This window comes from Butyricimonas sp. Marseille-P2440 (assembly GCF_900091675.1).
Taxonomy (GTDB): Bacteria; Bacteroidota; Bacteroidia; order Bacteroidales; family Marinifilaceae; genus Butyricimonas; species Butyricimonas synergistica.
This window is the reverse complement of the sequence record NZ_LT594606.1, coordinates 278,698-295,033: the sequence shown is the minus strand read 5'-3', so window position 1 is coordinate 295,033 and position 16,336 is coordinate 278,698. Positions and strand designations below refer to the sequence as shown.

The 16,336-nt window shown below is 43.5% G+C and carries 12 protein-coding genes; 1 reads left to right on the top strand and 11 read right to left on the bottom strand.

The features are described from left to right. Positions 1–4: 4 nt before the first annotated feature. From BN8899_RS01175 to BN8899_RS01130, 10 genes are all read right to left on the bottom strand, one after another. A complete protein-coding gene (locus BN8899_RS01175) occupies positions 5–1,633 on the bottom strand; it encodes a S8 family serine peptidase (RefSeq protein ID WP_065217968.1) in 1,629 nt (542 codons plus the stop codon). 28 nt (positions 1,634–1,661) lie between these two features. Further along, on the bottom strand, positions 1,662–2,543 hold the full coding sequence (locus BN8899_RS01170) for a TlpA family protein disulfide reductase (RefSeq protein ID WP_187376709.1): 882 nt from the start codon (positions 2,541–2,543) through the stop codon (positions 1,662–1,664). 12 nt (positions 2,544–2,555) lie between these two features. Next, the gene (locus BN8899_RS01165; protein WP_065217966.1) at positions 2,556–3,635 is read right to left on the bottom strand and encodes a TlpA disulfide reductase family protein; all 1,080 of its coding nucleotides are present in this window, start codon (positions 3,633–3,635) and stop codon (positions 2,556–2,558) included. Beyond that, positions 3,632–4,426 (bottom strand): hypothetical protein, encoded by a 795-nt coding sequence (locus BN8899_RS01160; RefSeq protein WP_065217965.1) that lies wholly within the window; start codon positions 4,424–4,426, stop codon positions 3,632–3,634. The genes BN8899_RS01165 and BN8899_RS01160 overlap by 4 nt, the downstream gene beginning before the upstream one ends. Positions 4,427–4,437: 11 nt before the next feature. After that, positions 4,438–5,523, bottom strand: coding sequence for a TlpA family protein disulfide reductase (locus tag BN8899_RS01155; protein WP_065217964.1), 1,086 nt, complete (start codon positions 5,521–5,523; stop codon positions 4,438–4,440). Positions 5,524–5,612: 89 nt separating this feature from the next. Next, positions 5,613–6,572 (bottom strand): hypothetical protein, encoded by a 960-nt coding sequence (locus BN8899_RS01150; protein ID WP_148375210.1) that lies wholly within the window; start codon positions 6,570–6,572, stop codon positions 5,613–5,615. 12 nt (positions 6,573–6,584) lie between these two features. Continuing rightward, positions 6,585–8,114: a RagB/SusD family nutrient uptake outer membrane protein gene (locus tag BN8899_RS01145; protein WP_065217962.1), complete on the bottom strand. Its 1,530-nt coding sequence runs from the start codon at positions 8,112–8,114 to the stop codon at positions 6,585–6,587. A 12-nt stretch (positions 8,115–8,126) separates the two neighbouring features. Further along, a complete protein-coding gene (locus tag BN8899_RS01140) occupies positions 8,127–11,588 on the bottom strand; it encodes a SusC/RagA family TonB-linked outer membrane protein (protein ID WP_082986853.1) in 3,462 nt (1,153 codons plus the stop codon). Between the two features lie 224 nt (positions 11,589–11,812). Beyond that, positions 11,813–12,988: a FecR family protein gene (locus BN8899_RS01135; RefSeq protein WP_065217961.1), complete on the bottom strand. Its 1,176-nt coding sequence runs from the start codon at positions 12,986–12,988 to the stop codon at positions 11,813–11,815. Between the two features lie 88 nt (positions 12,989–13,076). Next, complete coding sequence (locus tag BN8899_RS01130) at positions 13,077–13,634, bottom strand: RNA polymerase sigma factor (RefSeq protein WP_018338806.1); 558 nt, start codon at positions 13,632–13,634, stop codon at positions 13,077–13,079. A gap of 81 nt (positions 13,635–13,715) precedes the next feature. Here BN8899_RS01130 and BN8899_RS01125 point away from each other — a divergent pair, with 81 nt between their 5' ends. After that, positions 13,716–13,919, top strand: coding sequence for a hypothetical protein (locus BN8899_RS01125; RefSeq protein ID WP_148375208.1), 204 nt, complete (start codon positions 13,716–13,718; stop codon positions 13,917–13,919). A 117-nt stretch (positions 13,920–14,036) separates the two neighbouring features. On the opposite strand, the gene BN8899_RS01120 is transcribed toward BN8899_RS01125, so the two are convergent. Then, positions 14,037–16,331, bottom strand: a complete 2,295-nt coding sequence (locus tag BN8899_RS01120; RefSeq protein ID WP_065217959.1) for a Gldg family protein — start codon at positions 16,329–16,331, stop codon at positions 14,037–14,039. Between the last annotated feature and the right edge of the window lie 5 nt (positions 16,332–16,336).

Genomic DNA, 16,336 nt, shown 5'->3' with positions numbered 1-16,336 from the left:
TTAATTACTTCCCTTTACAAATTTCACGTGCCAGTTTAACAGCGGCAACGGCATCAATAATGCCGCCCGATACACATAGCCGGTCATATCCCCCGGTTGGCGCACCTTCACTATTGGTCGGATCATGCGGGAAGGGAACGGTTGCCGAAGGAGTCTGCCGTGCCGTACGGACGAGAATATCCTTTATTCGCGAGACTTTGAGCGACGGGTAATAAGATCTCAACATGGCGGCGATGCCGGTAACCACGGGAGCCGCTATTTTCGTGCCTGTCACTTTCCTGTAGTTGTCCCCGCGGACCGTCGTGTACAATTGCACGCCGGGAGCGAAGAGATCGACACTGCCAGCCCCGTAGTTACTGTTAATATAAGGATTACCCTCCATATCCGAGGCGCCGACCGTGATGATATTGGTGAACGCACGTTCGCGCCCCTGCCCTTGTTGCACGGGGAAATAAGGGTCCTTACCCGTGTCGCGGTAGTTATCGCCGGCAGCGTGCACGATCAATACATCATGTTTTTCCGCGTAAGCGATGGCATCATCAATCCATTCGCAGTTGTCTAACATATATTTTCCGAAACTCATGTTAATGATATCCGCCCCTTGATCCACCGCGTAGTGGATTGCCAAGGCTATATCTTTATCATACGCATCCCCGGAAGAGGGGACGGCACGGATAAGCATCAATTCCACCTGGTCGGAAATTCCCTTTATTCCCTTGACGATACCGGGCGCGGCGGCTATGATGCCCGCCACGGCTGTACCCTCGTCGGCAGCAATGGAGAGGAACTCGTGGTTCCCGTAATATTTGTTTGCCAAGGAGTTGACATCATCGTTCGCCAAACTCCTCTCGTCGACCAGTGCCGCCCACGCTTTCTCGCATTCCTGACGCTGAGCCTCGCTGCTTCTATAGCGGTTTCGATACAAGTCGTCCCATTTCTTATTTTTACTCCCGAAGCTCCATACGATACTATACGTGTAGTAGGCGATCTTTTGAAGTGTATCACCGGATTGTTGCACGATGGGGTTCAAGGCGGCAAAATCTTCCAGCGTGGGTTCACGATCGGGACATTTTTCCCGCAACAGGCGATTTAGTTCTTCGACACTTTTGGCTAAATTGTAATTAAAACTTGCCCCCGTGTATAAAGATACCAACGAACTGTTCTTCGCGAATTTAAGATAGTCTATATACTCGTTATTTTCTTCCTCGCTTCTCTTCTTGCCGTGGAGTTCGTCAAAGCGATCCTTCACTTTCAAGAACTGCCGGAATGCTTCGTCAGAAGTTCTTTCGATCAATTTACCATCCGGGGTGGCGAGAAAATTCCAACCATGCCGGTCGTCACGATACCCGTTTTTGTCGTCGTCTTTACCATTCCCGTCTACTTCTTTCTTGTTTTGCCACAACACGTTAGCCAGAGCCTCGTGTTGCACGTCAAAGCCCGCGTCAATTACCGCCACTATTACTTTTCGCTTGGGTGTGTTGTTCTCCAACTCACGGTAAGCCTCTAAAATACCTGCCCCGTAAACTTTGTCTTTGGCAGGCGACAATAAATGCCAATCGACACGGGTCTGGGCTTCCGCCGCCAGCATGGCACACGTGAATAATACGATTCCGAATAATTTCTTTCTTTTCATCTCTCGATTTATTTAATACGTTAATTACTCAATTCCCGTTTTCCCGGTGTTGCTTCAGCATGGAAAGGAAATAGGGGAAATACTCGTGCCCCGGCGATACACTCCACGGGATCAGGAATTTCCCTGTCGCGTCAAGCAATATACACCGGGGAATGGTCTTGATACGATATTTCTCGCGAAAAGCAGCATTCTCGTCGGCAAAGAGATGAATGCCTTTGCCCTCGTGACCGTTGTCCCTTAAAAATTGTTTCCATGCCTCTTTCCTGCCGAGCGGTTCAACGGCAACCGTCACGAACCGTACGTTTTTATACTCCGCCTTCAATTCTTCCAGGCGTGCCAGATCTTCCCGGCAATTCGCGGAATCCAGTTTCCATACCTCTATGAATAACGATTTCCCTTGTAAATCGTGCAAACGAACGGTCGTCCCGCTGCTCGACTCGAGTTCAAAGTCCGGGGCGTCTTTCCCGGGCCGCAAAGGTTCGTACCAGGCGACCAATTCCCGGGCTCTGTTTTTCAATCTCTCGGAGACGGAACACAAATCCATGTCCATGAATATATTATCGATAAAAGCATTCTCCCCCCGATCCAATTTTTCAGCTAATGCCCACATGACGTAACATTCTCTCACCCGCTCGCTCCGGATGTTATACAATACCCACGTGGCACGGTCTATCACATCCATCTTGGGGTCCTTGAGTTCCAGGACTCTGTTCACGAGGTGAATGATTTCGGATTCCCGCAACGATTCCAAGTCCGGGGTGTCGAGATCCGTATCCCCGTTAATTACACGATCATTCAAGCGATTCGTTTTTATGACCGTACTCGTGTCACAGGCTTGTTGCTCCCGTGCATGAGCGGACACGCAAACTCCCCATACAATCATAAATTGTATCAATAACTTTTTTCCCATTTGGAATACCATTTACTTGTTTAATAACTCGATGATTTTATCTCGTAAAATATTGCGACGCACGTTTTTACCCACGATTTTCCCCTCTTTGTCAACCAACACGATATGAGGGATGGATTGTATGCCAAATAATTTCCGGACTTCCGAATCATCCCAGCCGCCAGCCGCCAAGGTGCTGAGCCAAGGAATTTTCTCTTCCTCGCACGCTTCTTTCCATTTATCCGACGAGGCATCCAACGAGATACTCACGAAACGTACCCCTTTGTCCTTGAACTCCTTGTACTGTTCCCGCAAACTTTTCATCTCCTGCCGGCACGGACCACACCAGGACGCCCAAAAGTCGAGAACGAGGATATCTCCTTTCAACGAACTCATTGTTACCGGATTACCCTCCTCGTCCGACACGGTAAATTCCGGACACATCAGTCCCTCGGCGGACGCGGATAAACCGTCAAGGTGCTGTTTCAAGAGGCATCCCCATGAATATTGTTGTGCCCGCGGGGTCAGCAACTCGTACAATTCTTTTGCCTTCGCGTAATTCTCTCTCCCCGCTTTCTCCGAGATGTAAGCCGAAAAGATATTGTCGGGATGCTCGCGCACGAATTCCCGCGTGAGGGCAAATTCCGCCTCTCCCACTAACAGCACTTGAGTCATCGCCTCGTCTGCCGCTTTTTGATCCCCGGCGTCCATCGCTTTTTTGTATTCTTTTAAAAAACGCTCTCGCCTTGCCGTGTAGTCCTCCTGGAGTTGGCCATACTCCACGGACAAATCGTTTGCCGGAGATCCTTGCAAATAGCCGGAAGAAAAGGAACGATAGGGGCACTCTATGCTCATACTCTTTCCATCCATGAAGAACGTGAATTGCCGCCGGTTCACTCTCAACACATATTGCCCGGGTTCCTTTAAAGTTCCCTTCAATTCAAATCCCCTTCCCTCTATTTTCGTGGAACAAATGACTTCCTCCTTGGGGGTTAACAAGAACGCTTTGCCGTACTTGGCTCCTTCCACGTTTCCCTGAATCGAGAAGGAATATTGCTGTGCTCCGGAACACCCGATACACACCAACATGATAAAAATAATCCCTATTTTCATTCTTCCTCTTCTAGTAAGATTTTACCGGTAAAATCATCATTCCATCCTTTTAGCAAGCCGGCTTTAGATTTTTCCAACGAATCGTCCTTCAAGAGGTTTCCCAAGACAGATTGTATTTCCCGTGCCTGTGACACGCTGGTTTCCTCCAGCAGGTAATCCACTAAATAACCTATTACACCCAAGTCTATGATCCCGCTTACAGTCCCCCCGGATTGTAGCATCCCGACGAACAATTCCACCATTTTATCGACATCTTTCCGCTTGTATAATTGCCACATTTCCAACAAGGTCTTACAAGTCGGAGAGACGGCTGCCACGTTATTATTTGCCAATAATAATACGACTTCTTCACAATCGGGTTGTGCCGGCTTTTCCTCGGCGGGAGAAGTCATCCAATGAAATACCGGCCATAAAAGCATCACTTCCATTTTTGGACTCATCTGTTTCACCTGCTCTTCCCGCAAATTCAGTTTATTCCAATTCTTTATATAATCCAGGCAAACTTGACTTTCCTGATAATCGATGTAATTGATAAAGTCCTGTACACTTTGTTCCGCGTACCGTTGTTCCCCGGGCAAAAGCACGATATAACAATCCAATACCCGACTCAGAGCCTGACGGTCTTTACTCTCTTTTAAATTAGCGATATAAGACGCTAAAAAATCAACATCACGTTTTCCCCGCTCGAATTCTTTCTTTTGCTGTTCCAACACATTCGCTTGTCCCCAGCCACTCATGAAAGCAAAAACAGCAACAACCAGCAAAACGCCTTTCTTTATACAATTATCCATATCTCGTACGCTTAAATTGAACTACCTAATAACTTATCCACAAATTCTTCGAAACCAGCGCCCGGACCGGGGACATCGGTATCAATTATTTTCCCGTCTTTATCTATTATGATATACCGGGGTATACCATGTACATCATAATCATCCTGGAAGGGTGTCGTTTTCGGGAATGCGATCAAATTCTTAACTCCTAACAGTTTGTACCTTGGCAAAGAGTACTTCCAATGATTAAATTTACCCTCCTCGTCGATGGATATCGTGATAAATTCCACATCCGTGCGATCTTTATACTTCTCCGCAACTTTCATAAAATAAGGTAATTTACGGATACACCCTCCACACCACGTCGCCCACACGTCGATTATTACTATTTTACCCCTAAAGTCTTGAAGAGAATGCTTTTGCTTTTTATAATCTATTAAAGTAAAGAGAGGGGCGTCCTTTCCCGGACTTAAACGTTCCTTCGCAGCATACAAGTCCATTACCAATTGTCGTAGTTCTCCCTCCGGCATGTATTGCTCGAATAGAGGACGGGCTTTTTTCAACGCCCCCGTGTAGTTAAGTATAAAATCACTTCTGATTCCTTTAAAATAAGACAATATCAAATCTGGATTTCGGGATTCCAGTATTTGTTTGTATCTTTCGTACTCCACTTCATCCCGTTTAGCGTCTAGAACCTGGGATGCCTCGTAACCGTCCGCCAAGGCTTTCACGTTGAAATAAGTATCTATATTTCTTTCAAGATTGGGAAGCGCCAAAAATTCCCGCGAATCAAAACGCACGCCTTTTAATACCTTCCGCAACGCACTTTTATTCACACTAGCATTCTTGTGCTCTCTATAATAATCGGCAATCGAATTTATTGCCTTAACCTGATTGGCAAGACGTGCCAATTCATCTTTCTTGTCACGGGCAAGGATCATTTTCTCGATGGCTGCCTTCTGCTTTAAAATTGATTCTACCGTTGCTCCCTCAAGACTATAGTTATTCCATTCTTTGATTACCTCATCTTGCAATGAAGTCCGGGATTGAGCATTCCCAATACTCGGGAAAAGAAAAAAGAGTAATCCCAGTAAATTTACATACCAATAATTCATACAATACATTTTTTTAATCAATATTAGAGTGGGAACTGTCTAACAAAAAGCATTAGACAGTTCCATTATTTTAACATTTATTTTGATAATTAATTCATAGTCGGAATCTTGGCTATTGCTTCCAGATCCAAATCGTATTTCGTCTTCATGTAATTAAGAACATATTGACGTTTCTCCCACAACAAGGGATTATTTGCTTTTGGATGCAGTGCTTCCAACGCTTCCGACGTGTACCTCATACCCAAATGTATGTAAGCGAAAAAGTTCTTGCTCGGGTTCGTGTTTTCAATCCTTTTCAACTTATCCAACCTCGTGTAACCTACCGATAAACCGGGGAAACCCCGTTTCGCGTAATAATTGGGATCACCCTCTGTACCCGGATCGGATTTAACCTCTGTCTTGTAGTCTATCCCCGCTTGAAATTCTTCCGGCATAACGATATTTCCCTTTTCATACGCTTTCTTTAAAATTTCATACAAAATAACACCTCTCCACTCCCAAAAATCTTCCGGTGTTTCCGGAGTTTCAAATTTACCGTAGAACATATCCGACATGGGATCCGATTCACCGTAGAACATACAAAGCGACCAATAATCCATCCCGTCAAAAATATTTTTCAAGGGCGCTTTCAAATTGTAAGGTCCAAACACCAAAGGAGCATGACAATCATAAACCATGTAGTAATACATCGGCAACACTTTTCGAGTAATCGCCGGGCTCAAATAGGCAAAAACATGATTCTTCATAAAACTAATCATGAACTCGGCTTGTTCATCATTCTTCAATCCTTCCCCAAAATAAGTCTGACTTCCAATAGTTCCCGTCCATGTCCGATTTAAATCAGACGCTTGAAAATCCTTATAAATAATACAGACATTGAATTTCTCCTTGATTGCCACAACGTCATCATCCCATGAATTGGTTCCTTGAGGGAATTCAAAGCGGACTAAATCTTCGCCACTCTCGTCGGCTGTCAATGTATCTTCATTATAACAAGCAAAAAACAACATGCAGCCTAGCAAACTATATAAATAATATCTCCATTTCATAGTATATTCTCTTTAATTTCTTACTTCCGGTAACGGATTTTGTACCAACTTTCTATTCTCTTCCATCACATCCTGTGGAATTGGCCACGTGTAGAACGGGTCTTTTTCTTTCAGCGTGTAACGCTTGATAACCTTTCCATCGCTCTTCCACTCGTGAGTGATGGATGGCATCCCGTAACGACGCAAGTCAAACCAACGATGCCCCTCGAAACATAGTTCCAACCGCCTTTCCTGACGGATACGCTCAACTAAAGCACTTCCCGTTTCCGTCACCGAAACTGTTCCCGGCACAAAACGCTTCTCCAACAATGTTTCCAATGCCCATTTAGCTGTTTTCTCATCCTTATCCTGTGCGGCAGCCTCTGCCAAATTTAAATAAGCTTCCGGCAACCGAAACGCATGAGCGAAGTTCGTGTTGCTAATAGGTTCATGAGCATAGTTCACCGCAAATTTCCCGTAAGGAGCGTAGCCGCCAAGATGCTCATTACCTTCGGAATCGGTATAGGGAGAACGCACGATATAATTTTCTTTGCGAAGATCCCCGGCTTTAAAGGCTTCAAGCAACCCGGAAGAAGCATTAAAGAAATTAGTTTCCAAGTTTTGTCCCGGTTTATAAGGATCGGGGAACACCATCTCCTGCTTCACTAAATTCACGAAGTTAGCTATCTTCCCGAACACCCAGATCACTTCCGAACAATCTTGCGAAATGAAATTGTAGTACGGTTGCGCTGTCGTTTTCTGGGGCAAGGTATTCAAATCCGTCAACATGAAATCCCAATCATCAATCACTTTCCGTGCGTAAATAGCCGCATTCTTCCAATTCTCCATGTACAAGTAAACCCTGGATTTCAATAGTTGCACCATGGGCAAACTGGTTCTGTAATCCTTCCGGTATTGTTGTTCCTTGGGCAACTTCTCGTATGTTTTCTCGGCTTCATCCAAATCCGCCACAATCTGAGCGTACACTTCTTCAACCGTGTTTCGCGGGAGTTCTTTCGCTTCCAACGCACTGGTTATTTTCAAGGGTACCCCCAAGGCTTTCTTGTCATAATTATAAGGAGCCCCCCACATATTTACTAATTGAAAATAATAGTAAGCACGTAAAGCGAAAGCCTGAGCTTTCACGATATTTCTTTCATCATCGGTTCCCGAAACACCATCAATGTAATCCAACGCCGCATTCGCCCCCAAAATATAAGAATAGAACCAATCCCAAGGCGTTTGATACATCAAAGTTCCCTCTTGGATGAATATATCCGGCTGCCATGCATAAAGTTTTTCCAATAACTGCAAATTATCCCCCGTCATCGCCATCGTGTTTAGCGCTCCCAACGAATCCGAACACATGATATCATCGTCAAACATCAACAACAGATTCATAACTTCTTCTCCTCCTGCCGCCTGTATATAAGCATTCCCCAATAACATCTCATTCAAAGCAGCAGCTTCTCTAGGAATATATTCACTTTGCGATTTGGGTTCCAAGAAATCCGAACAAGCGGCTAATAAACCCGCAAATAATACAATCAATAACTTTTTCATCATCCTACATTTTTAAAATCCAATATTAATTCCCACGGAATAATTCTTCGGATGCACGCTATCCCCCAATTCCGGATCAAAACCATTAAAGCGTTTACTCGCTATAACAAATAAATTTGACACCGTAGCGTTCAAGGAAAGCGTCTTCAACCCCATCCGTTTGCACCAATCTTCACCAATCCGCCAAGACAATGACAATTGCCTGCAACGCAAGAATGAAGCATCCGCAACCAAAGCATCAGATTGTTCCCATACTCTCATCCACTGTTCCTCCGAACCATTCGGTAAAGTAATATTACTACTCGATGTCGTCACCAATCCGGGTATTTTCGTGTAATTTTCATCTCCCGGTTTCTTCCAACGTTTGGTTAAATCCTTACTCAAATTCACATCCGGATCCGGAATTTTCGCTCCATTAGGTATATTGGCATATGGAGAAGGCAAACGTTTTTTGCATCCTAACAATAGGGAAAAACCGGATGAGAGGGTCAACGTCTTCCAACGCAAACTGAAATTCAATCCCCCGGTAAAATTCGGTTCTTTCGTACCGGAATATACCAGATAAGTTGTCGGATCTACACTAGAATTTCTATCTGCTTCCGGCACATCAAAGTAATTAAACAATGGACGACCGTCCTCACTACTTAACCCGGCAAAAGAATAAGACCAGAAACCACCAACCGGATAGCCTTTCTTCAGAATTTTCTCGCTATTACCAGCAAGTAGCTCATTTCTAGTGGCTTCATATTCTTCTTTTCCCGTTTCATTCCAGTTTTTAGAAGAGTTCAATGAGATACTTAAAGCCCAATCTTTAGTCTTCACCGGAGTAAAACTAACCGTAAACTCAACTCCTTCGTTCGTTATTTTCCCGCCATTCATATTCATTGTTGATATCCCATACTCGGAAGGCAAATCTTGGGTAACAATAACGTTCGAATTTCTTCTATAATAATCAACGACAACATCAAATATATTAAACAATGTCATATCCACTCCCCAATCCCAAGACTTTGTTTTTTCCCAAGAAAGATTCGGGTTCGGCAAACTAGAGATCTTCGAGTAATGCTGATTATAAACCGAAAGAATTCCATATTGCCTCAATGTCAAATCCGGTCCCAATTTAGTCATCGCATTTCCTTGTATTCCATAGGTAGCACGAACGTTAAAGGCATTCAGCCATTTTTTCATCCCCTCGAGCCATGGCTCATCCATCATTTTCCAAGACAAACCGAAAGAATATGTCGGATCAAACCGATTATTCACGTCCTGCCCGAAACGATTGGACTCGTCATTTCGCATCGAGAAATTAAACACGTAACGATTTTTTAACGAATAAGCAACCGTTGCAAAGAAAGAAAGGTAATTATCCGTATTTTTGGTCCGCTTCCATCCTGTTCCATAAATTTCATCCAGTATTCCCCAACCGGAAACAGCATTACTAATTGGCTGCAATTCATCCGGCGGCGTAGGTCTTACCAAAGTTTCTCCCCGGTCAGGCATATATCCCCATACTTTATTAGCATTGTTGGCAACAGCAGAGGAACGAAGTTCCATTGCCAGCATGGCATTCAAGCGATGCTCATCATTAAAGGATTTCGAAATCAAAATCTTATTCTGAATATTATACGCACGTTGTGAAGCATCGGTAGTGAACATCACACCTCCAAAAGGCAAAAGTGCCGCTTTAAATAAAGTGCTATTCGGTTCTGCCGCTCCATAATCATACCCGCGATACCTCCAAGCTACACGGAATGTTCTCTCCGTGTTATAAGTTTCCCCGTTCGTATTCGAGGCCGTATATCCCCCGGTAAATTCATAACTCAACCAATCCAATATATCCCATTTGAAATTAAGGGCAGCAGATACATGCAAATTCTTGTTGGTAGAGCCACTATTATTCCGTTCATTGATAAAATTATAACTCAAACTTTGAACATTTCTATTATATAAATAAGACTTCCGTTTTTGATAATATACCGGATTTCCTTCTTCATCATAAGCCGGAATAGAACGACTTGTTGTCGTGGCATACGACATCGGATTCACTTCTTCGCCAAAAGCCTTCGTAGTACTGGAAGTTGCATTCAGGCTGGCATTCAAACGCACTTTCTCATGTAAACGAACATTCACCGCAACCCGACCGGTCATTCTCTCGTTGGAGTTTCCGATCTCCTGTCCCAGCGTGTTATTATACCCCAAAGAAACATTGTAAGTTACCGCTTCCGTACCTCCAGCCAAACTTACATTATGACTATGACTGACAGCCGAACGGGTCAATAAATCAAACCAATCCGTATTAACCGTCGACAAAAAAGTTTTTCTCTTCATGAATTCATCATAACTTAAATCACCAGCCAAATACATTTTCATGGCACCCTCGTAAGTATACGGTTGAGATATAGGCTCTTCCATATAATATACCCCAGCGTTATACACGTCTTGCGAAAACTGCACCCGCTCCTTAGAATTCATGTAATTGAACATCCCATAATTAGGACGGGTATTGATAGTCATATTGCCCGTGTAATTCACGGTTAACCTCCCCACTTTTCCTTTCTTCGTGGTAATCACGATTACTCCATTAGAAGCTTTTGAACCATAAACAGCCGTGGCAGAAGCATCTTTTAGCACAGTAATCGTTTCTATATCCATCGGATTCAACCAAGAAATCTGACTTCCGACAATATCTTTCAGATCCTGAGTCATAATGTCTGCAGTTTCCAATTCTAAAGGATCCTCCTGCACAATACCGTCTACCACCCACAACGGGGATTGATTTCCAAAAATAGTCGTTGTCCCTCTCAACTTGATTTTCGGTGTCGTCCCAACCCGGGAACTGGTGTTCATCACGACCATGCCGGCTATTTGCCCCTGCAACATCTGGTCTATCGAGTTATACGCCGGCATCATAATATCAGCGGCTTTTACGCTTGTGTAGGAACCTACCATATCCCTGCGGTTGACTGTATTATATCCCGTCGATACAACCACCTCATCCATAACCTGGGAATCTTCCTCCAACACCACATTCAATGCTTCCTGTCCATTCCACTTGACTTCTTTGGTCTTCAGCCCGATAAACGAGAACACAAAGACAAGACTATCCTGTTTCGCGACACTTATAGCATATTGTCCGTCCCCATTCGTGGAAACACCCACGGTAGTCCCCTTGATTAAAATAGTCACCCCAGGCAGAGGCGCACCGTCCTTATCCACCACCTTACCTCGAACCGTAACTTTTTCAATCTTGGAAGCCTTAGTTTCCTTTTGCTTGATCACGATGATGTTTTCCTGCACAACATAAGATAGTCCCGTACCTTTCAAACAGATATTCAATGCTTCCAGTACAGTTTTTTCTTTAATGTTCACACTCACTTTGCCCACTCTTGCCAAATCATTAGCATTATAAGCAAAGACAAAACCGGATTGCTTCTCGATATTCCAAATGACCTCTTTCAAGGTCGCATCCTTCATGAACAGATTAATAACACTTTTCTGATCTTGTGCCATTATCAATCCAGGACAAAACAAACATAGAAATAAGGTTACCCGACAAAATAGTAACGCGTACTTCATTTTTATTCCCCAAGGATAGGGAAACCAATGATTTTTTTTCATAACTTTGAACGTTTATTATTTAAATTACAGCACTTCAACATGAAGTGCCGTGAACGGGAGATGTGCCACCATCTTCCGTTTTATTTTCGTTTTTTTATAAATATCTTCCGTCCCTCGACACGAGTTTCCACCGTTCCCGTGGCTTCAAATACTTTCAGCAAAGGCTCAATGGTAGAATGACGATTAAAATTACACCCGAAAGGATACCACTTTACCTCCTCATCCAAATATATGACCTCCACATCATACCAACGAGCTACAATCTTCATAACCTCACACAAAGGTTTTTCTTCAAAACGAAGCCGCCCATCTTTCCATGCAATAATGCTAGCCACATCAACATGACTCACTTGTAAGCCATTTCCCCGACGGCTACATTCAACTTGTTCTCCCGGTTTTAAAACAACTGTTTTATCACTATCCTCCAAGGAAACCCGCACGGAACCGCTCACCAAAGTGGTTTGAATTACAGTATCTTCAGTATAAGCGGAAACATTAAATTCTGTTCCTAAAACTTGTACATTCATCTTGGAAGTTTTCACAATAAACGGGGCATTCTCATCACGAGCTACCTGAAAGTACCCCTCTCCCTCCAGTTCTACAATTCGATTATTACCATCAAATTTCACGGGGAAACGAAGTTTTGATTCCGCATTTAAAAAAACGATGGTACCATCAGATAGAGTTAATGAAAACTCCCCACCACGCGGAATCACTAATTCATTATAAATCAGATCAGCATTTTTATTATCGATAGCATTTTTATAAGTAATATGTTCTTTCTGCAAATCAATTTTAGTCCCGTCTTTTTCTTCCAACAAACGTTGCTGCTGATCTTCTACGGGTATAGAAGTACCGTCACCCATTATCAAATAAGCCTTACGGGTACCTGCCACTATCGTTTCCACGATCTCCGTTCCAGACTCATGCTCGTAAAACAGCCAATACATCACCCCGACTACCAACAAAGGGATCAACAACACAGCAGCATATTTACCCAAACGAAGCCACCGCATCTTATGCCACTTTGAAAAACGTTTTGCCTGCAAATCTTTCCATCCAGCATCTATGTCTATGGAGCGGGAGGCTTTTTCCTTTTCCTGCTTACAAGCATCTGAAGTCACCCTTTCAAACCATTTCTGATGCCGTTCGGAAGCCATCAACCAATCATCCAAACGTACACGTTCCTCCCCTGTCAAATTCCCTGCCAAATACTTTCCGACTAAAATTGCTATATCAAAATAAGCCTTATCCATTTTTTACTTGTAAAGAGTTTTTATCTTTACTCTTACAACACAAGAAATAGAATATCGGGTATGTCAGTCTTTGAGATTTTATTATTTATTAACTATTCAAGAATATGCAAAGAATCACTTCCAACAGATAATAATGACCTTTCATGTTGTCTTTCAATTTTTTATATGCTTCCTTTTTATAAGCATGGACAGCATGAACGGAAACACCCATCTTCTCCGCAATCTCCGAATTTTTCAATCCTTCCAACGCATAATGAATTACATTCCGCATCTGCTGGGGCAACTCTTCTATGGATCTGTAAAACACTCGATAAGCCTCTTCCTCCATCATTTGTTCTTGAAAAAATTCATCCGATTCGATTGCCATATCTTCCTCTATCTCCACCTTCACTCGCTTGTTCCGGAGTTGATTCAAACATGCGTGACGAACCACTACATAAAGAAATGATTTTATTTTATAGTAATTATCAAAGTCTGCATGGCGATCCCAGTATTTCAAAAAAGACTCTTGCACCACATCTGCTGCCGCTTCCCGATCTTTCAAGAAACGCTCTGCGAACAAACAAAGTGCAATATAAAATTCATCGAACAGCAAACGGAAAGCTTTTTCATCCCCTTTTTGCAATGCACTCAAGAACATCTCCATATATCCCTTTTATTAAAATACCCAATACGCCTACAAAGATAACAAATTAATCTGTAAAAAATTATCAAGTGATAAAAGCCCATGAACATGAAAATATTGCAAGCTCATCATAATAAATATAAAAATAATTCAAAAGCAGATAATAAGCAATTCAACCAGATAAACCATATATGCCAAGTTATCATCGAGAAGCTGGCAGGACGCATAGAAGTAAATTCCGAAGTCGGAAAAGGTAGTCGCTTTACAATGATTCTGCCTTTGACCGTTCCGGGTTCCCACTTGTAATAATCAAAAAAGAATCGCATAAATAATTTATATTTATACGATTCTTATCAAGAAATAAGCCTATACGCAACACTAGGCTTAATGACACACTACGATAATATTTCGATTCAGTTTACCCTAACGCCCCCGTCTTCTCACCCAGATAAAAATAGCCCAGATCGCCAAGGCTACCGGTAAACATCCCATAAAACCGATCTTGGAAATATACATTCCCGTGTCCCCGATATTCACGGCATTATCGGGAGCTGTCGGACGCCGGACATCAATAGGCACTTCTTCGTTGGACATCCAGAAGAATGCCCCGCTGATCAACGAATAATTTGCCGCCCTGACGTTCTTGCGGCTGATGCTAATCTCCCCGTTACTGATGCAATCCGCATCTCCCAAGATAACTATTTTTTGTTCTTTATCTCCCACCTTCCGGGAAAGTGCCAAAGCTGTCGTGTACGTCCGTTCCACTTCACCGACGGCAGGATTGAGCCGCACTGTGTCATCGACGAAATCCGTTGTTTCCACTTCATTCCAACATCCCACAGTATCACTGACAAAAAGCGGTGTCACCCGGAAACCCTTGTCTGTCGTGTATTCCAATCCCGCACAACCGGGCATCGTTAACACTCTTTCCCGGTCAATCATCTCCTTAAAAATATAAGACAATTCTCCCGCCTCGGGAGTTGGGCAAGCCATGATAAAATCAGCCTGGAAATTCTCACTCGGACACACCAGTCGCCCCGGCATAAATTGAACCCCCAGAGACCGGATAATCGGATTCATGATCTCCTGCCTGCGGGGTTCCCCCGCAATCAAAATATTACCGCCTTTCTCGATATACCGGTTCAGTCGCTGCATTTCTTCCCCGGAGAAAGGAGTCCTTACATCGGCAAGCACCAATATCGCCAAATGTTCCGGGATATCCTTATCAAGTGTTATTTCCTCAAAATCAAAACCCTGATTAATCAATGAATACCGGAACGGTTTATCCTGGGCAAAACGATTATAATCCCGGTCACCTTCCCGAACACAATCCCGCTCCCCGTGTCCCTTGATGAACCCGACAACCGGAAGCCGCATCACCAGTCGCTTGAAAGCAGCCGTGATTTCACTCTCGAAAGGATGGCGATACATATCATCAAATATCCGCAAGAAAGTCTGCTGCCCATTATCCCGCTTCAATTGACGCACGAAACGATTTCCCTCGGGACGCAAATCTATCTGTTCCCGAATCTGCTCCGGCGTTAAAAACATATTCGTGTCCAAATCCCACGAATTGGCAGTCTTTACCATCCGTTCCCGATCGCTCAACTCCGGGAAGCGCCTGTCCAGTTGCGGATTATTCGCCTTATCGTAATAATACACGTACTTCATTCTAATTTCAGGCTTGAATCTCCGGTATTGTTTAAAGCGGTCCAAATCCTGATTCACGTAACGAGGTAAAGCAACCGTGTAATATTCGTCCAACAAATTGGTATAAGTCGTGATCGTCAACCCGCCTTCCATTTTATTCACGATCTCCTGGCTGTTAGGCGTCAGTGTTCTTACTTTTGTACGGGTGGAATCATAAAATCCCATCAGCTTCGGACGGGAACTCAAATATCCCAAAAGCATAGCAAGACAGACTACCCCCATATATCTCCCGAAAGAAATAACAACTGAACTTTTTTGGCGGATAGACTTCAACCTCAACACGGCCAACGTAAGGAAAAGAGCGATTACAATTAAAAAATAAAGAACATCTTCACTACAGATCAACCCGTTGATAAATTCCGCAGCACGACCGTTAATTGACAACCAATAGGTTATATCACGGACAAACTCAATCTCCTGCCACATTCCCCCGACAAAATTCAATACTGCCAATACCGCTAACGTTCCCATTGCCGCAACCACCTGGTAAGAAGTCAGGCTTGACATGAAAAGCCCGATCGCCGCATAAGCGCATGTTAACAGATATAATCCCAATATTCCGGAAAGAATAACTGGGAAATCAACCATTTTAATCGTGAATGCACCATAAAGACCAAAAATGAAAAGGATGAACATCAATATCAAACCATAGAACATCATGGATAAAAATTTACCCAAAATGATTTGTATATTCGTCACCGGAGAAGAATAAAGTAATCTAATGGAACCACTACCTAACTCCCGGCTCATCAACCCCATGGTCAACAAAGGAATATAGAAATAGAGATATTGCTGCACTGCCGTGAACAACCCGAACCGACCGGAAAACACGTTCAGCGTTACACTCCGCAACGTGTATCCCAATTCCTGATTCCGAACCATTCCCCCGAATATATCGGAAAAATACATCCCCACCTGAAAGGTGAAAATCACGATAATCAACCAAGCCACGGGCGAATAAAACAAAGTTTGCATCTCCGTCCGGGCAATTCTATATATCATCTTCATATCTT